Source organism: Pseudomonas lactis (genome assembly GCF_001439845.1).
Taxonomy (GTDB): Bacteria; Pseudomonadota; Gammaproteobacteria; order Pseudomonadales; family Pseudomonadaceae; genus Aquipseudomonas; species Aquipseudomonas lactis.
Map to the genome: position 1 here is coordinate 76,807 of NZ_JYLO01000014.1, position 24,932 is coordinate 101,738.

General features: G+C 59.3%; 30 protein-coding genes. 17 read left to right on the forward strand and 13 right to left on the reverse strand.

Features of this window, described 5'->3' with window-relative positions; all coding sequences use genetic code 11:
- Positions 1-8: 8 nt before the first annotated feature.
- A complete protein-coding gene (locus TX24_RS23540; RefSeq protein WP_003191294.1) occupies positions 9-569 on the reverse strand; it encodes a fimbrial protein in 561 nt (186 codons plus the stop codon).
- A 290-nt stretch (positions 570-859) separates the two neighbouring features.
- Between TX24_RS23540 and TX24_RS23545 the strand changes: the two genes are divergently transcribed.
- Together TX24_RS23545 and TX24_RS23550 are read left to right on the forward strand one after the other, a co-directional pair.
- Positions 860-2,404, forward strand: coding sequence for an EAL domain-containing protein (locus TX24_RS23545; protein ID WP_003191295.1), 1,545 nt, complete (start codon positions 860-862; stop codon positions 2,402-2,404).
- A gap of 194 nt (positions 2,405-2,598) precedes the next feature.
- A complete protein-coding gene (locus tag TX24_RS23550) occupies positions 2,599-2,964 on the forward strand; it encodes a histone-like nucleoid-structuring protein, MvaT/MvaU family (RefSeq protein WP_003191298.1) in 366 nt (121 codons plus the stop codon).
- Positions 2,965-3,075: 111 nt separating this feature from the next.
- Here TX24_RS23550 and TX24_RS23555 read toward each other — a convergent pair whose 3' ends face one another.
- Positions 3,076-3,612 (reverse strand): DUF4946 domain-containing protein, encoded by a 537-nt coding sequence (locus TX24_RS23555; RefSeq protein WP_003191300.1) that lies wholly within the window; start codon positions 3,610-3,612, stop codon positions 3,076-3,078.
- A gap of 179 nt (positions 3,613-3,791) precedes the next feature.
- Here TX24_RS23555 and gloA point away from each other — a divergent pair, with 179 nt between their 5' ends.
- Positions 3,792-4,313 (forward strand): lactoylglutathione lyase, encoded by a 522-nt coding sequence (gene gloA, locus TX24_RS23560; protein WP_003191301.1) that lies wholly within the window; start codon positions 3,792-3,794, stop codon positions 4,311-4,313.
- Positions 4,314-4,423: 110 nt separating this feature from the next.
- Here the strand turns inward: gloA and ahpF are convergent, their stop codons facing one another.
- From ahpF to TX24_RS23575, 3 genes are all read right to left on the reverse strand, one after another.
- Positions 4,424-5,989: an alkyl hydroperoxide reductase subunit F gene (gene ahpF, locus TX24_RS23565; RefSeq protein ID WP_057711332.1), complete on the reverse strand. Its 1,566-nt coding sequence runs from the start codon at positions 5,987-5,989 to the stop codon at positions 4,424-4,426.
- Positions 5,990-6,119: 130 nt separating this feature from the next.
- Positions 6,120-6,683, reverse strand: a complete 564-nt coding sequence (gene ahpC, locus TX24_RS23570; protein ID WP_003191303.1) for an alkyl hydroperoxide reductase subunit C — start codon at positions 6,681-6,683, stop codon at positions 6,120-6,122.
- A 133-nt stretch (positions 6,684-6,816) separates the two neighbouring features.
- Positions 6,817-7,749, reverse strand: a complete 933-nt coding sequence (locus TX24_RS23575; protein WP_003191304.1) for a site-specific integrase — start codon at positions 7,747-7,749, stop codon at positions 6,817-6,819.
- Positions 7,750-7,918: 169 nt separating this feature from the next.
- On the opposite strand from TX24_RS23575, the gene TX24_RS23580 reads away from it, so the two are divergent.
- Positions 7,919-8,926: a DNA-binding protein gene (locus TX24_RS23580; protein WP_057711334.1), complete on the forward strand. Its 1,008-nt coding sequence runs from the start codon at positions 7,919-7,921 to the stop codon at positions 8,924-8,926.
- Here the strand turns inward: TX24_RS23580 and gorA are convergent, their stop codons facing one another.
- On the reverse strand, positions 8,927-10,285 hold the full coding sequence (gorA, locus tag TX24_RS23585) for a glutathione-disulfide reductase (RefSeq protein ID WP_003191308.1): 1,359 nt from the start codon (positions 10,283-10,285) through the stop codon (positions 8,927-8,929).
- A gap of 105 nt (positions 10,286-10,390) precedes the next feature.
- A complete protein-coding gene (galU, locus tag TX24_RS23590; protein ID WP_003173830.1) occupies positions 10,391-11,230 on the reverse strand; it encodes a UTP--glucose-1-phosphate uridylyltransferase GalU in 840 nt (279 codons plus the stop codon).
- 310 nt (positions 11,231-11,540) lie between these two features.
- Between galU and TX24_RS23595 the strand changes: the two genes are divergently transcribed.
- Together TX24_RS23595 and TX24_RS23600 are read left to right on the forward strand one after the other, a co-directional pair.
- Positions 11,541-11,726 (forward strand): hypothetical protein, encoded by a 186-nt coding sequence (locus TX24_RS23595; RefSeq protein WP_003191311.1) that lies wholly within the window; start codon positions 11,541-11,543, stop codon positions 11,724-11,726.
- A gap of 136 nt (positions 11,727-11,862) precedes the next feature.
- Entirely contained in the window at positions 11,863-12,144 is a 282-nt protein-coding gene (locus tag TX24_RS23600; RefSeq protein ID WP_003191312.1) for a hypothetical protein, read from the forward strand.
- A gap of 5 nt (positions 12,145-12,149) precedes the next feature.
- Here TX24_RS23600 and TX24_RS23605 read toward each other — a convergent pair whose 3' ends face one another.
- A complete protein-coding gene (locus TX24_RS23605) occupies positions 12,150-12,380 on the reverse strand; it encodes a hypothetical protein (protein ID WP_003191314.1) in 231 nt (76 codons plus the stop codon).
- A gap of 145 nt (positions 12,381-12,525) precedes the next feature.
- Positions 12,526-12,876, reverse strand: coding sequence for a hypothetical protein (locus TX24_RS23610; RefSeq protein WP_003191317.1), 351 nt, complete (start codon positions 12,874-12,876; stop codon positions 12,526-12,528).
- 212 nt (positions 12,877-13,088) lie between these two features.
- On the opposite strand from TX24_RS23610, the gene TX24_RS23615 reads away from it, so the two are divergent.
- The 11 genes from TX24_RS23615 (at position 13,089) to TX24_RS23660 (ending at position 22,826) form a co-directional block, all read left to right on the forward strand.
- Positions 13,089-13,391 carry a DUF1883 domain-containing protein gene (locus TX24_RS23615; protein ID WP_003191319.1) on the forward strand — a complete coding sequence of 101 codons (303 nt, stop codon included), beginning with the start codon at positions 13,089-13,091 and terminating at the stop codon, positions 13,389-13,391.
- 26 nt (positions 13,392-13,417) lie between these two features.
- Positions 13,418-13,585, forward strand: a complete 168-nt coding sequence (locus TX24_RS32200; protein ID WP_003191320.1) for a hypothetical protein — start codon at positions 13,418-13,420, stop codon at positions 13,583-13,585.
- A gap of 3 nt (positions 13,586-13,588) precedes the next feature.
- Entirely contained in the window at positions 13,589-14,254 is a 666-nt protein-coding gene (alkB, locus tag TX24_RS23620) for a DNA oxidative demethylase AlkB (RefSeq protein WP_057711336.1), read from the forward strand.
- A 75-nt stretch (positions 14,255-14,329) separates the two neighbouring features.
- Positions 14,330-15,403 carry a bifunctional DNA-binding transcriptional regulator/O6-methylguanine-DNA methyltransferase Ada gene (ada, locus tag TX24_RS23625; RefSeq protein ID WP_057711338.1) on the forward strand — a complete coding sequence of 358 codons (1,074 nt, stop codon included), beginning with the start codon at positions 14,330-14,332 and terminating at the stop codon, positions 15,401-15,403.
- A 71-nt stretch (positions 15,404-15,474) separates the two neighbouring features.
- Positions 15,475-16,539, forward strand: coding sequence for an NAD(P)H-dependent flavin oxidoreductase (locus TX24_RS23630; protein WP_057711339.1), 1,065 nt, complete (start codon positions 15,475-15,477; stop codon positions 16,537-16,539).
- A 112-nt stretch (positions 16,540-16,651) separates the two neighbouring features.
- On the forward strand, positions 16,652-17,404 hold the full coding sequence (gene modA / locus TX24_RS23635; protein ID WP_003191327.1) for a molybdate ABC transporter substrate-binding protein: 753 nt from the start codon (positions 16,652-16,654) through the stop codon (positions 17,402-17,404).
- Positions 17,405-18,085 carry a molybdate ABC transporter permease subunit gene (modB, locus tag TX24_RS23640; protein ID WP_034135039.1) on the forward strand — a complete coding sequence of 227 codons (681 nt, stop codon included), beginning with the start codon at positions 17,405-17,407 and terminating at the stop codon, positions 18,083-18,085.
- Positions 18,086-18,090: 5 nt separating this feature from the next.
- Positions 18,091-19,170: a molybdenum ABC transporter ATP-binding protein gene (gene modC / locus TX24_RS23645; RefSeq protein WP_057711341.1), complete on the forward strand. Its 1,080-nt coding sequence runs from the start codon at positions 18,091-18,093 to the stop codon at positions 19,168-19,170.
- A 74-nt stretch (positions 19,171-19,244) separates the two neighbouring features.
- Complete coding sequence (locus TX24_RS23650) at positions 19,245-20,294, forward strand: DNA topoisomerase IB (protein WP_057711343.1); 1,050 nt, start codon at positions 19,245-19,247, stop codon at positions 20,292-20,294.
- 123 nt (positions 20,295-20,417) lie between these two features.
- Entirely contained in the window at positions 20,418-22,052 is a 1,635-nt protein-coding gene (locus TX24_RS23655) for an ATP-binding cassette domain-containing protein (protein ID WP_057711345.1), read from the forward strand.
- A 69-nt stretch (positions 22,053-22,121) separates the two neighbouring features.
- Positions 22,122-22,826 (forward strand): YoaK family protein, encoded by a 705-nt coding sequence (locus TX24_RS23660; RefSeq protein WP_057711347.1) that lies wholly within the window; start codon positions 22,122-22,124, stop codon positions 22,824-22,826.
- Between the two features lie 147 nt (positions 22,827-22,973).
- On the opposite strand, the gene TX24_RS23665 is transcribed toward TX24_RS23660, so the two are convergent.
- From TX24_RS23665 to TX24_RS23680, 4 genes are all read right to left on the reverse strand, one after another.
- Complete coding sequence (locus tag TX24_RS23665; protein WP_057711349.1) at positions 22,974-23,327, reverse strand: hypothetical protein; 354 nt, start codon at positions 23,325-23,327, stop codon at positions 22,974-22,976.
- 172 nt (positions 23,328-23,499) lie between these two features.
- Positions 23,500-23,811 (reverse strand): AzlD domain-containing protein, encoded by a 312-nt coding sequence (locus TX24_RS23670; protein ID WP_003191337.1) that lies wholly within the window; start codon positions 23,809-23,811, stop codon positions 23,500-23,502.
- Positions 23,808-24,503, reverse strand: a complete 696-nt coding sequence (locus tag TX24_RS23675) for an AzlC family ABC transporter permease (RefSeq protein ID WP_003191338.1) — start codon at positions 24,501-24,503, stop codon at positions 23,808-23,810. Before TX24_RS23675 ends, TX24_RS23670 begins: the two co-directional genes overlap by 4 nt.
- Positions 24,504-24,574: 71 nt before the next feature.
- Positions 24,575-24,790 carry a hypothetical protein gene (locus tag TX24_RS23680; protein WP_003191339.1) on the reverse strand — a complete coding sequence of 72 codons (216 nt, stop codon included), beginning with the start codon at positions 24,788-24,790 and terminating at the stop codon, positions 24,575-24,577.
- Positions 24,791-24,932: the final 142 nt, after the last annotated feature.

Sequence of the window (24,932 nt, forward strand, 5' to 3'; positions counted from 1 at the left end):
GGCCTTGATCAGGGGAATGTCACGGAATACAGCACTTGCGTGCTGATCGGGCCGGCAGTCGCTGCCCCCGTGGCGAAGTACTGAGCTGCAAATGGCAGCGTCACCGCGCCGCCGTCAGGCACTGTCGAGGTACTCGAAGTCAGGCCCAGCCGCAGATCCAGGGGCTGGTTGGTGACGCCGTCTACAATCTGTACTTCCACGAACTTTGCCGGTTCGGGTGTGGCTGGCGCCTGATTGACCAGGTTACCGGTCGCCGGGTTGATGGCCGGGCTGCTGCTCTCGAATAACACCGCGACCACCGTGTCCTTCGGGCAACTGCCGACTTGGATAAAGAACGGCTTTACCCCCGCCGTCTGCCCGGCAGCCTTGAGTGCGCTGGCCTGGACCTTGTGCAGCGCAATGGCAAAGTCCGGCCCGGCGCCAGGCGCAGCGCCTGCCCCGCCACTGATGCTGCAGGTGGTGCCAGTGATCTCACCGGTCAGGGTGATAGTGCCGTCCGCCGCGAACGCCGGTAGAGCGACAACGCTGTTAGCCATCAACAAGGCAACGGCCAGTGCGATTTTTTTCATTGCTGCAAATTCCTGTGGAGTCGTTAAAAGGCTGCAAGGCGGCTTCCGACATTCGAAAGGCACGCGCCGACCGGCCCGCCAAAATTGGGCTAGCACGGCACTGAGAGAGGCTGGAGGGGTACGGTCCTGAGTCTCTTACTTCTTGCAACGATGTTTATGTTGCCTAGATGAAATCCCCGCCACAACTGACCGAACGGCTAGGTCAACCCGCTCAAAACAACTGAGCAGGCCTGCGTATTGCCATCTATCATCGGCTTATCTCACTCTTTTTCTCACGACTGACCGCCCCTATGCCCCTGACCGTCAAAGGCCCACGAAGCCGAGCCGCACGCTATTTCATCAGTGCAACCAGCGGCGTGTTGCCCATCTTGCTGGGGGTTGTGATTCTGTATTGGCAAGCCGAGCGCACCCTTGAACAAAGCACGGCGCAAACCGCTCAAGAAGCGGTGCGCCAGTTCGACCTGATGCTCGACAACACCGCCATCGCTGCCCAGGCTTTGCTGCCGCTGGCCGGTAAACCTTGTGACAGCGCCGCCAAGTTGGCGCTACGTGAACAAGTCACGCGTCGGCCGTTTGTGCGGGCCACCACGCTGTCCTGGCAGAAAAACATCTATTGCAGCTCGTTGTTTGGCGGTCGCTACCAATCGCCCGTCAACCCCGACGACTACGTGGATGGGCGCCTGTGGTTGATGAAAGGCAACCCCGTCACACCCGATACCGCCCTGCTGGTGTACCGCCTGGTCCAAGGCGATCAAGGCGCGTTTGCCTCGGTTGACGGTTACCACCTCACCAACGCCTTGCGCTTGATCAGCCGTTACGCGTATTTGGTATTGCACGTCGGCCCGAACTGGCTGGGTGCCGACGGCAAAGTGCATCAAGGCGCGTTGCCGACATTTGCCGTGGCGCCACAGCGCCTGGCTTCCGAGCGCTATCAATACAGTGTAGAGGCCGGAATGCCCGAGGGTGAAGTCTGGCGCTATATGCAGGCGCGGTATCCGGCCCTGTTCAGCCTGGTGGTGTTCTTCGGGATATTGGCGGGGCTGCTCGCTCACTGGCTGCAAAAACGTTCGTCAGCGCCAACCCACGAGTTACAACGCGCCTTGGGGGCCAATGAATTCATCCCCTATTTCCAACCGGTGGTACGCGGTGACACCCGCCAATGGGCCGGGTGTGAGGTGCTGATGCGTTGGAAGCATCCCAAAGAAGGGCTGGTGCGCCCGGACCTGTTTATTCCCCTGGCCGAAGACTCCGGCCTGATCGTGCCGATGACCCGTGCCCTGCTGCGCCAGACTGCCGCGCAACTGGCGCCTCATGCCGCGCGCTTCAGCCCAGGCTTTCATATCGGCGTGAATATCACTGCGCGCCATTGCCAGGACATGGCGCTGGTGCAGGACTGCCGGGAATTCCTCGCCGCGTTCCCACCCGGCCAGGTCACCCTGGTGCTGGAGTTGACCGAGCGGGAGTTGATCGAACCCACCGAGACCACCCGCCGCCTGTTCGAGGCGCTGCATCAAATGGGGGTCATGATTGCCATTGATGATTTTGGCACCGGCCACTCCAGCTTGGGCTATTTGCGCAATTTCAACGTCGACTACTTGAAGATCGATCAAAGCTTTGTCGCCATGATCGGTGCGGATGCGCTGTCGCGGCATATTCTGGACAGCATCATAGAGTTATCAGTCAAGCTGGATCTAGGCATTGTTGCCGAAGGCGTAGAAACAGCCCAACAGTGTGAGTACCTCGTGGCCCAGGGCGTGGATTTCCTACAGGGTTACCTGTTTGGCCGACCATTACCCTGCGATGAATTCATTAAATCGTTGGGCATCGTGGAATAGCCTTGCGCGGCCTATGATGAAAGATTGGTCTTTCTTTAAAAGACATGATTTACTCAGGATGAATTAACTACTACAATTTTTTCTGCCTGTGCAGAACTCGCAGAAGGGTCTTTTTCGTTGACGTGGCTTAACGTTCTTGGCTTATAGCTTTGTCTGCAGTTGATATCAGCAACTACATTATTGGAGTACAGATTTTGTCCAGACTCGCCGAATTTCGCGCAGCAGAAAAAGCCCTTCAAGAGCAGCTTGCACAGCTGGAATCCTTGAAGAACGACGCTGGCCTGAAGAAAGAAATCGAATTCGAAGAAAAGCTCAAGACGCTGATGGGCAAATACGACAAGAGCCTGCGTGATGTGATCGCTATCCTCGATCCCGCGCCACGCAAAGGCGGTGCACCGGCCGCCGCCGCGCCTAAACAGCGCCGCGCACGGGTGGTCAAGGTTTATCACAACCCGCACACCGGCGAACTGATCGAGACCAAAGGTGGCAACCACCGCGGCCTCAAAGCCTGGAAAGAAGAGTACGGCGCTGCCACTGTAGACTCCTGGCTTCGCGGCTGAAACATGTACTAAAAAATAGCCCCGCATACGCGGGGCTTTTTTTGCTCTAACGGTTCGGAATCGAACTTAACTCAGCGTTCATATTGTTCAAATTCGCTCAGCTTGAGCGGGTCAAAGTTTCAGACTGTTACGCACCAAACTGACTTCCTCCTTGCTCGCCTCGTACGCTTGCGCCTGGCCGGCGTATGAAAAAACATAGGCTTTGTCGACATCCAGCGCACCGACTAATGTTTGCGACAATACGTGTCGACCGTTCTCGGTAATCACGCAGGTAGTTTCCAACGCGTCAAGCCGACTCAATGTCGTGGGGTGCATTTTGCTGCACACGCTTTGATAACCGCCACGGGCAAAGTCTTTCTGGATGGACTTGCGCATCTCCAGCAACACGCCAGCAAGATTAACTTTATGGCCGGCCTCAATTGGCGTTCCGGTCAACTCCATGACCATCAACGTGGCGCCATTTTCATCATTCTTGATCGCTCGCTGCCGGGACACTGCTAGGGGTTTGGCAGGCGGCTCGCCGTCAGGCACGACTTCTTCGACCTGCCAACCGCTGGGCCAATGGACCTGCGGCTCGGCGGCCAGCACAAACGGGCTGCCCAACAACACGCACATAGCACTCAACAGCGGCCTACGAAACTCGATCATTGCGAAAAACACCCAAGGTTCCAGCGGCAAAGTGTGCGGCCCGGCGCGCGCTGACCGCAAGGGCCTGGCGCGCTTTTTCATTTGGCGCAGCCGGTGCGCCTTGCGTATCATGGCCCGTCTGCATGGAGGCAGACCGCAAGCCAATGGACCGCTCATCTCACATTTTTTCTGGAGGGCCCATGAGCCTGCACGAATTGAACACCTTCCCGGGCGTCACCGCCCAACCCGACAACGCCACGGCGAACTTCGTGTTCAACCACACCATGTTGCGGGTCAAGGACATCACCAAGTCGCTGGACTTCTACACGCGCATCCTGGGTTTCTCCCTGGTCGAGAAACGTGACTTCCCGGAAGCCGAATTCAGCCTGTACTTCCTGGCCCTGGTGGACAAGGCCCAGATCCCGGCCGACGCCGCCGAGCGTACCCAGTGGATGAAGTCGATTCCGGGCATCCTCGAACTGACCCACAACCACGGCACCGAAAACGATGCCGACTTTGCCTACCACAACGGCAACACCGACCCACGTGGCTTTGGCCATATCTGTATCTCGGTGCCGGACATTGTCGCGGCGTGCGAACGCTTCGAAGCCTTGGGCTGTGATTTCCAGAAGCGCCTGACGGATGGCCGCATGAAGAGCCTCGCGTTCATCAAGGACCCGGATGCTTATTGGGTCGAGATCATTCAGCCGGCGCCAATGTAATAAGCACTGCGTGACGCGGAGCGTCACCGGATGCATTCCCACGCGGAGCGTGGGAACGAGAAAAACCCCATGATCGCTCATGGGGTTTTTCATTTTCAGCTCAGGATGATTTACGCCGGAGCAGAGGTACGGATCAGGTGATCGAACGCGCTCAACGAAGCCTTGGCGCCCTCGCCTACTGCAATCACGATCTGCTTGTACGGCACGGTGGTGACGTCACCGGCGGCGAACACGCCAGGCAGTGAAGTCTCGCCACGGGCATCGACAATGATCTCGCCGCGCGGCGACAGCTCTACGGTGCCTTTGAGCCAGTCAGTGTTGGGCAGCAAGCCAATCTGCACAAAGATGCCTTCCAGGTCGATGGTCTTGAACTCACCAGTGTCGCGGTTCTTGTAGGCAAGGCCGGTGACTTTCTGGCCATCGCCTTTGACTTCACTGGTCAATGCGCTGGTGATCACATCCACGTTCGGCAGGCTGTAGAGCTTGCGTTGCAACACGGCATCGGCGCGCAGCTTGCTGTCGAACTCAAGCAAGGTGACATGGCTGACGATACCGGCCAGGTCAATGGCCGCTTCCACGCCGGAGTTACCGCCGCCGATCACCGCCACACGCTTGCCCTTGAACAACGGGCCATCGCAGTGCGGGCAGAAGCACACGCCACGGGCTTTGTATTCCTGCTCGCCGGGCACTCCCATTTCTCTCCAGCGGGCGCCAGTGGCCAGGATCACGGTCTTGGACTTGAGTGTGGCACCGCTTTCGAAGCGAATTTCGTGCAGCTCACCGGCATTTTTTGCCGGTACCAGGCTGCTGGCGCGTTGCAGGTTCATGATGTCCACGTCGTACTGACGCACATGGGCTTCCAGTGCGCTGGCCAGTTTCGGCCCTTCGGTTTCCTGTACCGAGATAAAGTTCTCGATGGACATGGTATCCAGCACCTGGCCACCAAAGCGTTCAGCCGCCACACCAGTACGAATACCTTTACGTGCTGCGTAGATGGCAGCGGAAGACCCGGCCGGGCCACCGCCTACCACCAGGACGTCGAAGGCGTCCTTGGCGCTGATTTTCTCTGCGGCTTTCTCGATACCGCTAGTGTCGAGCTTGGCGAGGATCTCTTCGAGGCCCATGCGGCCCTGGCCAAAGTTGACCCCGTTCAAGTAGACGCTCGGCACCGCCATGATCTGGCGCTCATCGACTTCGGCCTGGAACAACGCACCGTCAATCGCGACGTGGCGGATGTTCGGGTTGAGCACGGCCATCAGGTTCAACGCCTGGACTACGTCCGGGCAGTTCTGGCAGGACAGCGAGAAGTAAGTCTCGAAGCTGAACTCGCCTTTGAGGGCGCGGATCTGTTCAATCACCTCGACACTGGCCTTCGACGGGTGGCCACCGACTTGCAGCAGGGCCAGCACCAGCGAAGTGAATTCATGGCCCATGGGGATGCCGGCGAAACGCAGGTTGATATCGGCACCCGGGCGGTTGATGGAGAACGATGGCTTGCGCGCATCATTGCCATCGGTGTTCAGGGTAATCAGCGTGGAGAGGCTGGTTACGTCCTGCAAAAGAGCAAGCATTTCCTGGGATTTCGCACCGTCGTCGAGGGAGGCGACGATCTCGATCGGCTGGGTGACCCGTTCCAGGTATGACTTCAACTGAGCTTTAAGATTGGCGTCCAACATACGGGCGATTTCCTGTTCATTCGGTTTATTGCAGACAAAAAAACGCCCGAGCGAATCTCGCCCGGGCGTTTTGAGGGCGGATGCAGCTTACTTAAGTGCGGATACCCGCCCTTGATACGCGTTCACAGACTTAGATCTTGCCGACCAGGTCCAGAGACGGCGCCAGAGTGGCCTCGCCTTCTTTCCATTTGGCTGGGCAGACTTCACCTGGGTGGGCAGCAACGTACTGAGCGGCCTTGATCTTGCGCAGCAGCTCGGAAGCGTCACGGCCTACACCACCGTCGTTCAGCTCAACGATCTTGATTTGACCTTCTGGGTTGATCACGAAGGTGCCGCGGTCTGCCAGGCCAGCTTCTTCGATCAGCACGTCGAAGTTGCGGGAGATGGTCAGGGTTGGGTCGCCGATCATGGTGTACTGGATTTTGCCAATGGCTGGCGAAGTGTTGTGCCAGGCAGCGTGGGCAAAGTGGGTGTCGGTGGAAACGCTGTAGATTTCGACGCCCAGCTTCTGGAATTCGGCGTAGTTGTCAGCCAGGTCTTCCAGTTCGGTTGGGCAAACGAAGGTGAAGTCGGCTGGGTAGAAGAATACAACCGACCACTTGCCTTTCAGGTCAGCGTCGGTCACATCGACGAAGCTGCCGTTTTTGAAAGCGGTAGCTTTAAACGGTTTTACTTGGCTGTTGATGATAGGCATCGTTGACTCTCCGTCAGGGGTTAAGAAGTTGATGAGATGAATCCTACCGGCTCTTTCGGTCGATGGCTCATTGGCAAACCTGATGCTGGCGATTGGTTTTCTCTATCAGGTAACTGTATTAATAGAAGAAATCTCAAATCAGTGGTTGGGTTGCCAGGGTCATGCCTAGAAACGGCGTCGCTTCAACATAGCGCATCGCAGATTTCATGTCGTTCCAACCGACGTAACTCATCAGCGACTTCAAATCCCAGCCACTGCGATGCGCCCAAGTGGCAAAGCCCCGCCGCAGCGAGTGGCTGGTGTATTGCTCGGCGGGGATGCCTGCGCGCTCAAGGGCCTGGCGCAGTAGCGGGATCACACTGTTGGGGTGCAAGCCCTCCTCGCCCAGGTTGCCCCAGCGGTCAATGCCACGGAATACCGGCCCGCGCACCAAAGCCGAGGCGCTGAGCCACTCGCTATAAGCCTGCACCGGGCACAGCCGCAACAACGCCGGGGTCTGGTAGGTCTTGCCGAGGTTATCGCGGTCACTTTTGCTGCGCGGCAAGTACAGACTGATGCCTGCGCCGGGCACGGCTTGCACATGCTCGATGCTTAACCGGCACAGTTCATCACTGCGAAAGCCGCGCCAGAAGCCCAGCAGAATCAGCGCAGCATCGCGCTTGGCCCGCAGCAAGCGCGGTTGGTCGTGATGCTCGCTGGCCTGTTTGGCTTCAATGTCCAGGGCGGCGATCACCTGTTCCAAATGCTGGAGCTGCAAAGGCTCGGCCTGTCGCTCTCGCGCCGGGTGCACGGCGCGGATGCCCTTGAGCACTTTGCGTACCACTGGCGCCTTCGTCGGGTCGGCAAACCCTTGGCTGGTATGCCATTGCGCAAGTGCCGAGAGCCGCAGCTTCAAGGTATTGACCGCCAACACTCCGGCATGCGCCACCAAGTAACGCGCCACGCTGTCACTGGTGGCCGGCAGGAACCCTCCCCAACTGACTTCGAAATGCTCGATGGCTGCGCGGTAGCTGCGGCGCGTGTTGTCACGGGTGGCGGCGTTGAGATATCGGTCCAGGTCGCTCATAGGCGTCTTTTCGTACTGCTGACAGATGGATGGCGGAGGAAAACACAGATGACACGGGATAATACGCCAATATCCCATCTGTTAAATCATGAATTTAAACGAGTTTTTAATCATGATATGGTATGTATCTACATACCATGTACCACAGTACTAAATCGACGGAGACCCCATGGCTCGTGGCGGCATAAACAAAGCAGTAGTGCAGACGGCACGCCTGGCGATCCTCGCCCGCGGCGAAAACCCCAGCATCGATGCAGTGCGTATCGAAATGGGGAATACCGGCTCGAAAACCACGATTCATCGCTATTTGAAAGAGCTGGACGAAAGCGAATCACGACAAACCATCACTCAGGCGCCAATTGACGATGAGCTTGGCGAACTGGTCGCACGCCTGGCGCAACGCCTGAAAGAGAAGGCCCAAGAGCCGATCGACCTGGCCCTGGCGCAATTCGAGCAACGCAAAGCCGCCCTGCTCGCCCAGGTAAAAACCCTGGAAGAGGCGCACACCCAGCTCAAACAGCAATTTGATATCCAGGCCGCGGCCCTGGCCGAAGAAAGCGCGGCGCTGCAAACCGCCAGCACCAGCTTGCAGACCGAGCAAACCCGTAACGCCGGGCTGAGCCAGGCATGCAGCGACTACGAGCTAAGGCTCAACGACAAGGACGAGCAGATTCGCTCACTGGAAGAAAAACACCTGCACGCCCGTGATGCGCTTGAGCATTACCGCACTGCCATCAAGGAGCAGCGCGAGCAGGAACAGCGTCGCCATGAAGGCCAGTTGCAGCAGGTTCAGGCCGAATTGCGCCAGGCACAGCAAAGCGCGCTGGTGCGCCAGGATGAGATCACCCAGTTGCATCGCGATAACGAGCGTCTGCTGAGTGAGCAGCGAGCGACCGCCAAGGAATTGAATGCGCTGCAGGAGCAAACTCGTCAGGACCAGGCGCTACAGCTGAAACTCAAGGAACAACTCAGCCAGATCGACAGCGAACGCGCCCTGCTCCAGGAACGCCTGCGCGTGGCCGTGCAGGACAGCCAATCACGCCAAGCTGCGCTACTGGAACATCAGCAGCACAACAAAGCGCTTGAGCTGGACCTGATCAAGGCCCAGGCAAGCATCGAAGCGCTGCGCCTGGCGGCCGTCGTTGCAACGGCGCCAGAAGCAGCAGAGCCAACCTGATCAGTCCGCCACGGGCGTGCGCATGGTGACGAATTCTTCCGCCGCCGTAGGATGCACGCCGATGGTTTCGTCGAAATGCTGCTTAGTCGCGCCCGCCTTGAGCGCGATCGCCAGCCCTTGCACGATTTCACCCGCATCCGGGCCGACCATGTGGCAACCCAGCACTTTGTCGGTGTCGGCGTCGACCACCAGCTTCATCAGGGTCTTTTCCTGGCAATCGGTGAGGGTCAGCTTCATCGGCCGGAAACGGCTTTCAAAGATCTGCACGTTGTGGCCGTGCTTGCGTGCATCCTCTTCCGTCAGACCGACTGTGCCGATATTTGGCAGGCTGAACACCGCCGTCGCGATATTGGCGTAATCCACCGGGCGGTATTGCTCGGGCTTGAACAACCGCCGCGCCACGGCCATGCCTTCAGCCAGAGCCACCGGCGTCAGCTGCACACGACCAATCACATCGCCAATCGCCAGGATCGACGGCTCGGCGGTCTGGTAGAGATCATCCACCGCGACGAAACCGCGCTCGTCCAGTTTGACCCCGGTGTTTTCCAGGCCCAGGTTATCCAGCATTGGGCGGCGGCCGGTGGCGTAGAACACACAATCGGCTTCCAGCACGCGACCATCCTTCAACGTGGCCTTGAGGCTGCCGTCGGCTTGCTTATCGATGCGCTCGATGTCGGCATTGAACTGCAAGTCCAGGCCGCGCTTGGTCAGCTCTTCTTGCAGATGCTTGCGCACCGAGCCATCAAAGCCGCGCAAGAACAAGTCGCCGCGATACAGCAATGAAGTTTGTGCACCCAAGCCGTGGAAGATGCCGGCGAACTCGACGGCGATATAGCCACCGCCCACTACCAGCACGCGCTTAGGTAGCTCTTTGAGGAAGAATGCCTCATTGGAACCAATGGCGTGCTCGCGCCCTGGAATCTCAGGGATCTGCGGCCAGCCGCCGGTGGCGATCAGGATGTGCTTGGCAGTGAAGCGCTCACCGTTAATCTCCACCTGGTGGGCATCAACCAGGCGTGCATGCCCTTCATGCAGGGTCACGCCGCTGTTGACCAACAGGTTGCGATAGATGCCATTGAGGCGGTTGATCTCGCGATCCTTGTTGGCGATCAAGGTCGCCCAATCAAAGTTCGCCTCGCCCAGGGACCAGCCAAAGCCACTGGCCTGCTCAAAATCCTCGGCAAAATGCGCGCCATACACCAACAGCTTCTTTGGCACACAGCCGACGTTCACGCAGGTGCCACCCAGGTAGCGGCTCTCCGCCACGGCCACCTTGGCGCCAAAGCCAGCGGCAAAGCGCGCCGCGCGAACACCGCCAGAACCGGCGCCAATTACATACAGGTCAAAATCGTAGGCCATTTCACTCTCCTCGGCAGGACACCAGCATACCGACTTACATGGGGCTGAAAAACGAAAAAGCCACCCGAGGGTGGCTTTCGCTTAAAACGTACCGGCAAGCGTGAATCAGTAAGCCTTGCCCGTCTTGTAGAAATGCTCGTAGCAGAAGTTGGTCGCTTCGATGTAACCCTCAGCACCGCCGCAGTCGAAACGTTGGCCCTTGAACTTGTAGGCAATCACGCAACCGTCTTTGGCTTGCTTGAGCAGAGCGTCGGTGATCTGGATCTCGCCGCCCTTGCCTGGCTCGGTCTCTTCGATCAGCTTGAAGATGTCCGGGGTAAGGATATAACGACCGATGATCGCCAGGTTCGACGGTGCATCTTCCGGTGCTGGCTTCTCGACCATGTCGCGTACACGGATCAGGCCATCGCCAATATCATCACCGGCGATAACACCGTACTTATTGGTTTCGGTTGGGTTGACTTCCATCACCGCAACGATGGTGCAACGGTATTTCTGGTAGAGCTTGACCATCTGGGTCAGCACACCGTCGCCTTCCAGGTTGACGCACAAGTCATCCGCCAGGACCACGGCGAACGGTTCGTCACCGATCAGCGGGCGGCCGGTAAGGATGGCGTGGCCAAGGCCTTTCATTTGAGTCTGACGGGTGTAGGAGAACGAGCACTCGTCGAGCAATTTACGGATACCGACCAGGTATTTTTCCTTGTCGGTGCCCTTGATCTGGTTTTCCAGCTCATAGCTGATGTCGAAGTGGTCTTCCAGCGCGCGCTTACCACGACCCGTGACGATGGAGATCTCGTTCAAACCGGCATCCAGAGCCTCTTCCACACCGTACTGAATCAGTGGCTTGTTCACCACTGGCAGCATTTCTTTGGGCATGGCTTTGGTCGCTGGCAAGAAGCGAGTGCCGTAACCGGCTGCTGGGAACAAGCATTTCTTGATCATATGAGTCCTTACAAAGGGCTGTGCGTACGGAATTCGGCGCAGTCTAATCAGGCCGCAGTCACCTTACAATGGGTCCTGCTGGCGTTGCGATGTCATCATAGAGAAAAAATGTCGGCGTAAGTTCCGCTGATCCTGCAAAGGGTGTCACCAACGGTCAGTCAGCACCCGACTTGGCCCCTTGTTTAAAAGGGCTGCAATGGTTTTAGCACGCTTTTGCCCCTCTGGCACTGACCCGCAACAACTTGCGCCCTGCCCCGGCATTTGGCGCTATCATGAGCGCCTTGAACCAAGACCACGAGATTGCCAACAGATGTCAGAACCCAAAGGTGTAAACGGCTACCTGATCACGAAGCGAGCAGATGGCTGGCACTTGATCAATTTTCACGGCGACAGCGTTGCCGGTGTATTCGAAACCGAGAGCATGGCGATTGCCGTCGCTGAAGTGTTTGTGGATGAGGCGGGCCATGCATCGAGCAAGCGGCCGAAAACCAAGTAAGCCTCATGTGTTGCGCAAGAAGCCCCGTGAAAGGGGCTTTTTTGTTTGTCTGTACCTAGATGGCCGTTCGCTATAACCTTCGACAACGCCACGACAGTGTCAGCGCGCCCTTCCAATACCTCGATGACGAACCTCTATGAAAAAGATCCTGGCACTGACCGCAGTACTGGCACTCGCCGGCTGCACTACCGCTTCCGACACCTTGCTGAAAAATGGCGAACAAGGCTTGACCATCGACTGCTCGGGCGAGGCCAATTCATGGGCCAGTTGCTACGAGAAAGCGGACGCATCCTGCGCGGGCACCGGTTACCGCATCGTCGGCACTAACGGAACGCCGGCGCTCAAGGAGAGCGACAAGACCTTGGGCCAGGACGTGGGCAACTTCAAAGGCCGCAGCGTGGTGGTGGTCTGCAAGTAAGCCTGCTACAGGTGCACTTCAGCAAACTTGATCCCCAGGCCACGCAGGGTTTCGATCAGGTCATCCAGGCGCGCAAATGATTCGACCTCATCCTGCTCGTCCACCAGGAAGTAGCTGCGCCCGCCGCTCTTCTTGAAAAAAACGATCCACTCGCCCAAGTCGGCGGGGTTCTGGATGACATGGGTGGCTGAAATCTGGCCTTCAGCATGGCGGGCTTTGACGTGTTCTCGTTTCATAACGGGCTTTCCAGAAAAACAAATGCCGCTCAAACCCAGGGTTTGAGCGGCATCTTTGTAGTGAATGCCCGACAGTTTAACGGATGCAGGCCGTCCCTGCAGGGTGATGGCTTTTTTTATCGGGTTTGAGGGATGAGCCTGTGGCTCAACCGGAAATGCACTCTTCCCCTGCCTTCTTCACGTCGCCCGGGCGGATGGGCACATTGGACATGCTTTCATAAAGCTTGATGCTGCTACCGCTGGAGCGGTCTTCAATTTCAAAGATTGCCGAGGGGTCTGCCGAGAATTTCTGCGGCACGATCACCTGAATACCGTCTTTATGGGGCTCGATCTGCGGCGGCCGACGGGTCGCCTCCAATTTGCGCACCACACACGCCGCATATTCCTGCGGTTTCTTCCCTGAGATGACCACCAATGTTGGCGGGGTCTGCTTGATATCTGCAACCGAAGCACACCCACCTATTGCCAAGGCCAGCACCAACACACTCCACTTCATACAAAAACCTCCGATAAAGACCCTACGACAGCGGGGATGGTAATTTTCTCCCACCAACGTAGGATTTATCTGTGATAACTCGGTAAATAACTGTTTTAAATTGTCGAAGTCGTCGACGACGGCCCGATAATAAACGCGCTGGGGCTGATAAACTCCATCTTAACCTACGTATCGTTCTGATTTTTCAGAAAAAGCCCTTCTGGAGACACCCCATGAAATTCATCCACCAGCGTGAGCACCTCAACGAGGGAGACATTGTCGTCATCGAATGCTCGCAGACCTGCAATATTCGCCTGATGAGTGATGCGAACTTTCGCAGTTTCAAAAACGGCGGCCGCCATACCTACCACGGCGGCGCATTTGATAAATTCCCGGCCAAGATCACCGCACCGAGCACCGGCTTCTGGAACATCACCCTGGATGTGGTGACCCGTCGCGCCATCAGCGTGACCCGCAAGCCTGCGTTGTCCCACAAGATCCGTATCGTTCGTCGTACCAGCAGCAAGCTGAGCTGACCCGAACACCTGACAGGAAAAAAGCTGTGACCACCACAACCAAATACGTCATCAAGTACAAGCTCAACGGCGAACGCCGCTTTGAATTCGCCCAGTTGCATAGCAACAGCGTCGATGAAGCCAAGCAAGCCTTGGCGAAAATTCATGATGCCAGCGACGAAATCACCGACATCAATGTGAGCAAGGCGCTGTAAGCCATGCCGGGCCCTACCGCCGATTTGTTTGCCGATGATGCCTTGCAACAGCCTGCCGGGGGCGAGCAAATTGGCGAAGAATCCTACGTACTGAAGGGCTATGCCCTGCCCTGGATCGAGCGGTTATTGCCTGAACTGCGGCGTGTCCTGGCTCAATCACCGTTTCGGCAGATGGTCACCCCCGGCGGCTTTACCATGTCGGCGGCGCTGAGCAGTTGCGGCGAGCTGGGCTGGACCACCGACGCCCGTGGCTATCGCTACAGCCCACTCGACCCGCGCAGCCAGCAACCCTGGCCCGTCATGCCCGCCACATTGCGCCAGCTGGCGGTGGCAGCGGCTACCGAGGCCGGTTTCAGCGGTTTTCAACCCGATGCCTGCCTGATCAACCGTTACGTACCGGGGGCGAAAATGTCCCTGCACCAGGACAAGAATGAGCGCAGCTACAGCGCGCCCGTGGTCTCGGTGTCCCTGGGGTTGCCGGCGGTTTTCCTGTTCGGTGGCCATTCGCGCAGCGACAAAACCCAAAAGGTTTCGCTGTTTCATGGTGATGTGGTGGTGTGGGGCGGCGTTGATCGCCTGCGCTTTCATGGCGTGATGCCAATCAAGGACGGCGTGCATCCGGTCATGGGCCCGCAGCGCATCAACCTGACCTTTCGCACCGCTGGGTAATTTGACCGCAAGCTTCGGAGTGTCGGGCGCGAGCGGCGGGCTTAATCTGCTCCGGAACCGTCAAGAGTGCAGGCCATGAACAACGAACACGATCCGCGCTGGGCTGCGATTATTGCCCGTGATGCCAAGGCTGACGCGCTATTTGTCTACGGCGTGAAAACCACCGGCGTGTATTGCCGCCCCAGCAGCGCCTCGCGCTTACCGCGCCCGGAAAATATCGAGTTCTTCGACACGCCGGCGCAGGCCGAGGCCGCCGGTTATCGCCCGAGTAAACGCGCTGCCGGCGACCAGACCCAGTTGGCCGCTCACCATGGGCAACTGGTGGCCGAGGCCTGCCGGCAAATCGAACAAGCCCAAACCCCGCCTAGCCTGGACATGCTCGCCCAATGCGCCGGGTTGAGTTCGTTTCACTTCCACCGCGTATTCAAAGCCAACACCGGGTTGACCCCAAAGGGTTACGCCAGCGCCCTGCGTTCGCGCAGAGTGCGCGACGGCCTCAAGGGCCAGCATTCGGTGACGGACACCCTGTACAACGCGGGCTTTAATTCCAATAGCCGCTTTTATGAAGCCGCCGACCAAGTGCTCGGCATGAAACCCCGAGACTACAAAGGCGGCGGCGCCAATAACACCATCCGCTTTGCCGTTGGCCAATGCTCGCTGGGGGCGATTCTGGTGGCGCAAAGCCAACGTGGCGTGTGTGCGATTTTACTGGGCGATGATCCGGACAAACTGGTGCGCGACCTGCAAGACCAGTTTCCCAAGGCTGAGTTGATCGGCGCGGATCAGGGTTTCGAACAACTGGTGGCCCACGTCGTCGGCTTTGTCGAAGCCCCTGCCGTGGGCCTGGATTTGCCCTTGGATCTGCGCGGCACGGCCTTTCAGGAGCGGGTGTGGCAGGCGTTGCGCGAAATCCCTGCGGGCAGCACCGCCAGCTATGCGCAGATTGCCGAGCGTATCGGTGCACCCTCCTCCTTTCGCGCCGTGGCCCAGGCTTGCGGTGCCAACCACCTGGCGGTGGCGATTCCCTGTCATCGCGTGGTGCGCAGCAATGGCGAGCTGTCGGGCTACCGCTGGGGCGTAGAGCGCAAGCGCCAGTTACTCGAGCGTGAAACCCAGCCCCACAAAACGCCGCTTCCGTCCAGTGAATAAAACAGACTGGCCGGGTGCTGATTGCCCTGCTAAAACAGCGAAAAGCCCTACTAACGCTGGAGAAGCACCCCATGAGCACCTGGCCAGACACCCGCATCCTTGACCTGTTGGGCATTGAGGTGCCGATTATCCAGGCGCCGATGGCTGGCGCGACGACCACCGCCATGGTCATCGCCGCCCAGCAAGCCGGTGCCCTGGGCTCCATGCCTGCGGCGGCGCTGAGCCAGGAGCAACTGCGCGAGGCCTTGGCCCTCATTCGCCAGGCCAGTCATGCGCCGCTAAACGTCAACTTCTTCTGCCATCAACCGCCCGATGTCGATGACGCGCGGGACCAGGCTTGGAAGGCCTTGCTGCAACCTTACTACCATGAACTGGGCGCCGACTTCGATGCGCCAACGCCGGTATCCAACCGCGCGCCGTTCAACGACGCAGCCTGCCAAGTGGTAGAAGAGTTTCGGCCAGAAGTAGTGAGTTTTCACTTTGGCTTGCCAGAGAAGTCCTTACTCGACCGGGTAAAAGCCACCGGTGCCAAGGTGCTGTCATCGGCCACCACCGTCGAGGAAGCCGTGTGGCTGGAACAGCACGGCTGCGACGCGATTATTGCCATGGGTATTGAAGCCGGAGGGCATCGTGGCCTGTTCCTCAGCGATGACCTCAACAGCCAGATCGGCTTGATGGCGCTGCTACCGCAGATTGTCGACGCGGTCAGCGTGCCGGTGATTGCTGCGGGCGGAATCGGCGATGCGCGTGGCATCGTTGCGGCCTTTGCCCTCGGCGCTTCGGCCGTGCAGATCGGCACGGCCTACCTGTTCACGCCCGAAGCCACTGTAAGCGCCTCCCATCACCATGCGCTGCGCCATGCCCAGGCCAGCGAAACCGCGCTGACCAACCTGTTTACCGGCCGCCCGGCGCGGGGCATCGTCAACCGGGTGATGCGTGAACTCGGCGCCATCAACCCGGCGGCCCCGGCGTTCCCCAAAGCCGGAGGCGCATTGATGCCGCTCAAGGCCAAGGATGAGGCCGGTTTCAGCAACCTGTGGGCAGGCCAGGCCCTGGGGCTGGGCAAAGACCTGTCCACCTACGACCTGACCCGCCAATTAGCCGAGCACAGCTTGAGCAAACTCACCCGCGGCTGATTTGAGCAGCAACTTGGCACTGTACCGGCAATGGCCAACCGCTATATATTCCCATACATAGCGGTAAGCCCTCTTTCCTACACCCTGCCGTACACCTTCAAGGAGTTGCCTCATGATGACCCGCGTTTCGCGCCTGGCCCCCCTGCTTGCCGCCTTTGCCTTGGGTACGGCCCATGCCGATGAAGTTCAGGTGGCCGTGGCCGCCAACTTCACCGCCCCGATTCAGGCGATTGCCGCCGACTTCGAGAAAGACACCGGCCATAAACTGGTCGCGGCTTACGGTGCCACGGGGCAGTTCTACACCCAGATCAAAAATGGCGCGCCTTTTGAAGTGTTCCTCAGCGCCGATGACACCACCGCGCAAAAACTCGAAAGCGAAGGCGCTACCGTCAAGGGCTCACGCTTTACCTACGCGGTCGGTACCCTGGCGCTGTGGTCGGCCAAAGAAGGCTATGTGGATGCCAAGGGCGAGGTGCTAAAGAAAAATGAGTTCAAGCATTTGTCCATCGCCAATCCCAAGGCTGCACCCTACGGCTTAGCCGCCACCCAGGTGCTGGCCAGAGAAGGCTTGACTGACAAGGTCAAGGACAGGCTCGTCGAAGGCCAGAACATCACCCAGGCTTATCAGTTTGTTTCCACCGGCAACGCCGAGTTGGGCTTTGTCGCCCTCTCGCAGATCTACAAGGACGGCAAAGTCACCAGCGGTTCGGCGTGGATTGTTCCGGCCTCCCTGCATGACCCGATCAAACAGGACGCCGTGATCCTCAACAAGGGCAAGGACAGCGCCGCCGCCAAGGCCCTGGTGGACTACCTCAAAGGCCCGAAAGCCGCTGCCGTTATCAAATCCTACGGTTACGAGCTGTAAATGCCCCTGTCGAGTGCTGATTTTTCTGCGATCTGGTTGACCCTCAAACTGGCCTCGCTGACCACTCTGATCCTGTTGATCATCGGCACACCGATCGCCCTGTGGCTGTCGCGCACCCGTTCCAAGTGGCGCGGCCCCATTGGAGCAGTGGTCGCACTGCCGTTGGTGTTGCCGCCAACGGTCATCGGTTTTTACTTGCTGTTGGCCATGGGGCCCAACGGCTACGTCGGCCAGTTCACCCAGTGGCTGGGCCTGGGCACCCTCACCTTCAGCTTCGCCGGGCTGGTGATCGGCTCGGTGATCTACTCCATGCCCTTCGTGGTGCAGCCGTTGCAGAACGCGTTTTCGGCCATCGGCACGCGCCCGCTGGAAGTGGCCGCGACCTTGCGCGCCAACCCGTGGGACACGTTTTTCACGGTGATCCTGCCGCTGGCACGCCCTGGGTTTATCACCGCCTCGATCCTGGGCTTTGCCCATACCGTCGGTGAGTTCGGCGTGGTACTGATGATCGGCGGCAATATCCCGGACAAGACCCGTGTCGTCTCAGTGCAGATCTACGACCATGTCGAATCCATGGAATATGCCCAGGCCCATTGGCTGGCCGGGGCCATGGTGGTGTTCGCGTTTCTCGTGCTGCTGGCGCTCTATTCCAGCCGCAAAACCAAGATGGGCTGGAGCTGATCGCCATGATGGATATACGCCTGCAGCTGAAGTACTCCGCTTTTGCATTGGATGTGGACCTGCAATTGCCCGGCCGTGGCGTGAGCGCGCTGTACGGGCATTCTGGGTCCGGCAAGACCACCTGCCTGCGCTGCATCGCAGGTTTAGAACGCGCCGAACACGGCTTTGTGCAAATCAACGACGAGGTCTGGCAAGACAGTCGCAAAGGGCTGTTTGTGCCGCCACATAAACGCGCTTTGGGCTATGTGTTCCAGGAGGCGAGCCTGTTTCCTCACCTGTCGGTGCGCGCCAATCTGGAGTTCGGCCTCAAGCGTATTCCACGCCCGCAGCGGCGCGTGGGCATGGCCCAGGCCACCGAACTATTGGGCATCGGGCACTTGCTTGAGCGTCACCCGCAACACTTGTCCGGCGGCGAGCGTCAGCGCATCGGCATCGCCCGTGCCTTACTCACCAGCCCCAGGCTGTTATTGATGGATGAACCGCTGGCGGCCCTGGACAGCCCGCGCAAAAGCGAGATATTGCCTTACCTGGAACGCCTGCACGACGAGCTGGATATCCCGGTGCTCTACGTCAGCCACGCCCAGGACGAAGTGGCGCGGCTGGCTGACCATATCGTCTTGCTCAGCGACGGCAAAGCCCTGGCCAGCGGCCCTATCGGCGAAACCCTGGCGCGCCTCGACCTGCCCCTGGCGCTGGGCGACGATGCCGGCGTGGTGATCGCTGGTAGCGTCGTCGCCTATGACGCGCACTATCAGTTGCTCACCCTGCAGTTGCCCGATTGCCCGTTGCAGATACGCGTGGCCCATGCCCCGCTGGCGGTGGGCAACCCACTGCGGGTCAAGGTCCAGGCGCGGGATGTGAGCCTGAGCCTGCAGGCCGAAGAACACAGCAGCATCCTCAACCGCTTGCCGGTGACCGTCATCCAAACTGTCGGCGCGGACAACAGCGCCCATGTGCTGGTGCGCCTGGACGCCGGCGGCACGCCCTTGCTGGCGCGCATCACGCGCTTCTCCCACGACCAGTTGCAACTGCATCCGGGCCAGACGCTGTGGGCGCAAATCAAGGCGGTGGCAGTACTGGCTTAAGCATTTGGCACGACCGCAGGGCGCTGCGGTCAATCAGACATACCGGCCTGATTTGTTGCCAAGGAACCCGCCCCATGCCTGACTCTTCGTTACCCGCCGACCTGCCCCGCGACCTGCATTATGTGGATGACACCCAGCCCGGCATCCGCCGTAAAAAAGTGCGAGGCACGTTCCAGTATCTGAACGCCAAGGGCGAGCGCATTACCGACGCGGACGAAATCAAACGCCTGAACGCCTTGGCGGTGCCACCCGCCTACACCGACGTTTGGATCTGCGCCGACCCTCGCGGCCACCTGCAAGCCACCGGCCGCGACGCCCGTGGCCGCAAGCAATACAGCTACCACCCACGCTGGCGCGAGGTGCGTGACAGCGACAAGTATGCGCGCTTGCAGGCCTTTGGCGCCGCCTTGCCCAAATTGCGCAAACAGCTCGAAGCGCAAATCGCCGAACCCGGGTTTACCCGCGAAAAAGTGCTGGCCACAGTGGTGATGTTGCTGGACGCCACGCTGATCCGCGTCGGCAATACCCATTATGCCCGCGAGAACAAGTCCTACGGCCTGACCACCCTGCGCAACCGCCATGTGGACATCAAGGGCAGCGAGATCCAGTTCCAGTTTCGTGGCAAAAGTGGCGTGGAGCATCAAGTCAGCGTAAAGGATCGGCGCCTGGCCCGGGTGGTCAAGCGCTGCATGGAATTGCCGGGGCAAAACCTGTTCCAGTACCTGGACGAAGACGGTGAGCGGCATACCGTCAGCTCCCAGGACGTCAATGACTACCTGCACAGCCTGACCGGCGAAGATTTTACCGCCAAGGACTACCGCACCTGGGCCGGCACGGCGATGGCGCTGGCGGTGTTGCGCGAGTTGGCGTGGCAGCCCGAGTCCGACGCCAAGCGGCATGTGGTGGCGATGGTCAAGGATGTCGCCCGGCAGTTGGGCAACACGCCGGCGGTGTGTCGCAAGTGCTATATCCACCCGGCGGTGCTTGAGCATTTCAGCCTCGGCCAATTGTCGAAGTTGCCCAAGCCGCGGGTGCGCAAAGGCCTGAAAGCCGAAGAGGTCGCACTGGCGATGTTCTTGGAAAAACTGGCCGAAGACTTGCCGCACAAAGTTAACGTGGGTTAGGCTCTGCCTCCCTTCTGACTCACGGGATGACCGCCGACGTGAACATCTAAGCCTTCCAGAATGTATCTGCAACGAGCCGCCTGGCGCGCTTGTTGGCCTGTTCGACATTTTTTGGAGGTGCTGATGACTGACGTCAAACGGCTGCCCGCGCTTGTTTCCCTGCAACACCTGTCTTTCCAGTTCGCCAATGGCGAAACCTTGCTGGCGGACGTAAACCTGTCCGTTGATCAAACGCCTACCGGTATCGTGGGGCGCAATGGACGGGGCAAAAGTATCCTGGCGAAATTGATGGCCGGCGTGCTACTGCCCTCCTCCGGCACCCTGAAAAAACCCGCCAATGTTGCCTATGTGCCCCAGGCCATCGCGGTTCAAGCAGGGCAAACCATCGCCGATATCACCGCAACTGCCGCTGCCTTGGCAGCCCTTGCACGTATGGCCCAGGGCGATGCACGCCTCGGTGATCTGGAGCTGATCGACGATCGCTGGGACCTCGCCGAAGGCCTGCGCCAGGCGCTGGATGCAGCGGGTTTGCCGACCCTCAGCGCCAGTACCCCGGCCGATCAACTCAGCGGCGGCCAAATCGCCAGGGTCGCGCTGATCGGGGCGTTGTTAGCTGCGCCGCAGTTGCTGATTCTGGATGAACCCAGCAATCACCTTGACGCTGCCGGACGCGATTGGCTGTTGCATGTGTTGCGCGATTGGCGCGGCGGGCTGGTAGTGGTCAGCCATGATCGACAGTTGCTCAACGTCATGGGTCGCATCATTGAGCTGTCGCCCCTGGGCATTCAGGTCTATGGCGGCAACTACGATGCCTATCGCCAGCAACGCGATACTCACCAGCAGGCCGCGATGGCCGCGTGGGAGCAGGCGCGTCTGGCCCGCAGCCGCGAGCGTCGGCGCCTGCAAAAAGATCACGACGACCTGCAGCGCCACGCCGCACGCGCACGTAAACAGGCCGAGACCGCCAACGTCGACCGTTTTACCAGGGCACGCTGGAAAAGCGCGGCAAAGGAAGTCGTCAGCAACGTGCGCAGTGCCCATCATGCGTGCAAAAACCAATTCGACGCCCAGGTACGCCAAGCTTACGAGCGCGTGGTGGATGAGACGCCCACACTGCTCGCATTACCAGGCTCGAGCGTCCCCAATGGTCGCCAGGTACTGGTGCTGGAACAGGCGCAGTTGCCTTGGCTCGATCCGCTGGCACCCGCCAGCTACCTGACGCTCAACCTGACAGGCCCGGCTCGCGTTGCCGTACGTGGGCCAAACGGTTGCGGCAAATCGACCTTGCTCAAACTGCTTGCAGGCCTTTGGCGGGCGGTCAGTGGCGAATGCACCGTGGCGGTGCCGAGTGCCTATATCGATCAACACCTGGCGCTGCTGGATGACCGGCGCAGCCTTGTCGAGCAACTTAACCTGCTCGACACGCCCCTGGCCGAAGCCGAACTGCGCACACGCCTGGCGTTATTGCAGCTGGACGCGCTGCGGGTTACGCAGCCCGCAGGGCAACTCAGCGGCGGCGAGCGCTTGAAAGCCGCGATGACCGTTGCCCTCTGGCGTGAGACACCGGCGCAATTGCTGTTATTGGATGAACCCACCAATCACCTGGACCTGGAATCGGTGCTGGCGTTTGAGCAGGCATTGAAGGGGTTTACCGGCGCGCTGCTGGCCGTGTCCCATGACGAGGCATTCTTGCAGGCGATCGAGCCGACTCACCATCTGACGTGGCACGCCACCGGCTGGCAACTGGAGCGTGTCTGAGGTCATTGCGCGGACAGGCAAAGCATCCTACGGTAGTGGCCGGATAATCTCACCGAGGAAACCGGCCCCATGCTGCCTTCGTCCCGCAAGCCTTACGCCAATGCCACGCTCGCCCATCGACAGCGCTGGCGTGGGCGCGTGGGCTTGATGCTGGTGGCCTGCCTGTCAGTGCTGGCGGGCATGACCGATGCCATCGGTTTTATGGCCAGCGGCGATTTCGTCTCGTTCATGAGCGGTAACACCACGCGCCTGGCGGTGGCTATCAGCGTGGGCGACCTGGGGCTCACCGGACGGCTGGTGTTGTTGGTCGTCACCTTCGTGGTCGGCAATGCCTTGGGTGTGCTGGTCAGCCGTTTCAGCAAGCGCCATGCGTTGCCCTTACTGCTGTGCATCGGCGCCTTGCTCTGCGCTGCGGCGTTGTGGCCTGCCACCGACACCTTGCCCGCATTGCTCGCGGCGATCATTGCCATGGGCATGCTCAACGCGGCCGTCGAGGAGGTGAACGGGTTACCGGTGGGGCTGACCTACGTCACTGGGGCGCTGTCACGCTTTGGTCGCGGGCTGGGCCGTTGGTTATTGGGCGAGCGCCGCAATGGCTGGCGCGTGCAATTGATTCCGTGGGGTGGGATGTTCATTGGCGCTGTGATCGGTGCGCTGCTGGAACAGCAGATGGGCCTGCGCGCATTGTGGGTCAGTGGTGCGTTGGCTGGGGCCTTGGGGGTGGCGACACTGTTGATTCCGCGACGCTGGCACTTGGGTTTCATGCCCCGTTGAGGTGGGGTGGAGGAGCTCGTTCGACGTTTAAGCCTCGACATCCGTGTACTGGTAAAGAGCCATCACGTCGAACGAGCGAGTGAATCATAAGCCAATGCCCGGCGGCTGTCCCGCCAGGCGTTTCGGAATATGACTAAGGCAACCGACTTACAGACAAGTGGCCAGTGCTGCCAGGCGACGTTTGGCCGGCATATTGTCCTGAGCAGCATAATAGTTGACCGTAGAACCCGCGCCGGTGCTGAGTACATCGACAAAGTAATCGCCACCGGTGGTGTACACCGTGAAACCACCCGCCTCGGTCGCTTCCTTGAAGCCGCCGGCATCGACGCCGAACACGCTTTCATCCTGCCAGCCGAACTGGATGCACTGGGCAACGACCAGGGTGGCCTTGTCTGACGCCAGGGTCTTGTAGGGGCTGCCTGCGCGCGCCTCTTTCATCTTCGAACCTGCGCAACCGGCCAGTGCCGCCAGTATCAATACGCCCATTACCACTTTGTGCATGCCATTGCTTCCTTGGAAAAACCGTGACTCTACCACTGTGCCGAGGCCAACTGACGCGCCCATGAACTTTGTTTCACTGTGAAGAGCCAACACGCCGCCTATAGTGGCCAGGCTCATTTTTTAGAAGTCTCCCTTCTGCCCGCCACCCCGCGGGCTTTTTTTTGCCCGGGTATCAGAGCCACCAACGCAGCAGATAGAACAGCGCCATGCTCAATAACACGGTGGTCAATACGCTGCGTGTCCAGTACATCAACGCCACGGCGCAGATACCGGCCAGCAGGTAAGGGTTGGTCGGGCTCAGGTTGAGCTGATGGTCCGCCAGGAAAATAATCGGCCCGCAGATCGCCGTGAGCATGCCCGGCACGGCGAAGCCCAAGAATTCACGCGCGCCGCGATTGAGCCGTACCGGCAAGCGTGGCTCGATAAACAGGTAACGGTTGAAGAACACCACCAAGCCCATGGCCACAATCATCAGGTAAATCATCGTTGCCCCACTCCCAGCCGCTTGCAGGCAAACCCCGCGCTCATCCCCAACACACCAGAGACCACCACCGCCGATTCCCAGTGCAAATAACTCAGCCAGACTGAGCACAGCAGTGCCACCGCCACGCATACCACCGTGGGTACATCGCGCACCACGGGGGTGATCAAGGCGATAAAGGTGGCGGCAATCGAGAACTCCAGCCCCAATTGATCAAGGCCGGGAATGCTCTTGCCCAGCACAATGCCGGCAAGGGTGAAGAGGTTCCAGATGATATAAAACGTCAGGCCGACGCCCAGGGCATACCAGCGATTGAAGGTCTGGCGGTCATAGTGGTTGACCAGGGCGAAGAACTCATCGGTCAACAAAAACCCCAGGCTCATGCGCCAGCGGGTGTTGAGCGAAGAAAGGGTAGGACGCATGTGCATGCCATAAAGCAGATGCTGGGAGGTCAGCAGCAAGGTGGTCAACACAATGGAAATCAGGCTGGCACCGCTCTTGACCATGCCAATGGCGACCAGTTGTGCGGCGCCGGCAAACACAATGGCAGACAAGCCTTGGGCTTGCAGCGGGGTAAATTGCGCGTCGATAGCCATCGAGCCGGCCAGCAAACCCCAGGGTGCGCAGGCCAGGGACAAGGGAATGACGGCGATGGCGCCGCGGGTGAAGGCGTAATGAGGTAATGCAGTGGACATGGAAACGGCTCATCGACAGACAGTCGACAAGCATGCCAGCACGAACGAGGGCGTGTCTTGAACGATCTTGCTCAGGCGAGCTTGACCGACACCTGCTCCACCGAATCCCGGGCCTCGCGCAATTCGTAGGCATCCTGGTTCAGTCGGTGGATGGTATTGAGCAGGCGTTGGCGCAGCACTTCATCGCCGAGTTTTTCCACGGCGCGCATCAGGTCAAACGCCGCGGTTTCGTTATTTTCCGCGACGGAATCCAGGGTCTTGCGCAGGTTGCGGGTGGCTCGGGTCACGCGGGGTCTTCCTTCATCAGCAATGGGCAGGCACGTTAGGACATTTGTGTTTCATTTTAATTTCAAACAGTTGTGGCGGTTTCAAAGGCATTTGATCCATATCAATTGAAACAAGATTTGACCGATATATATGGAAATACGT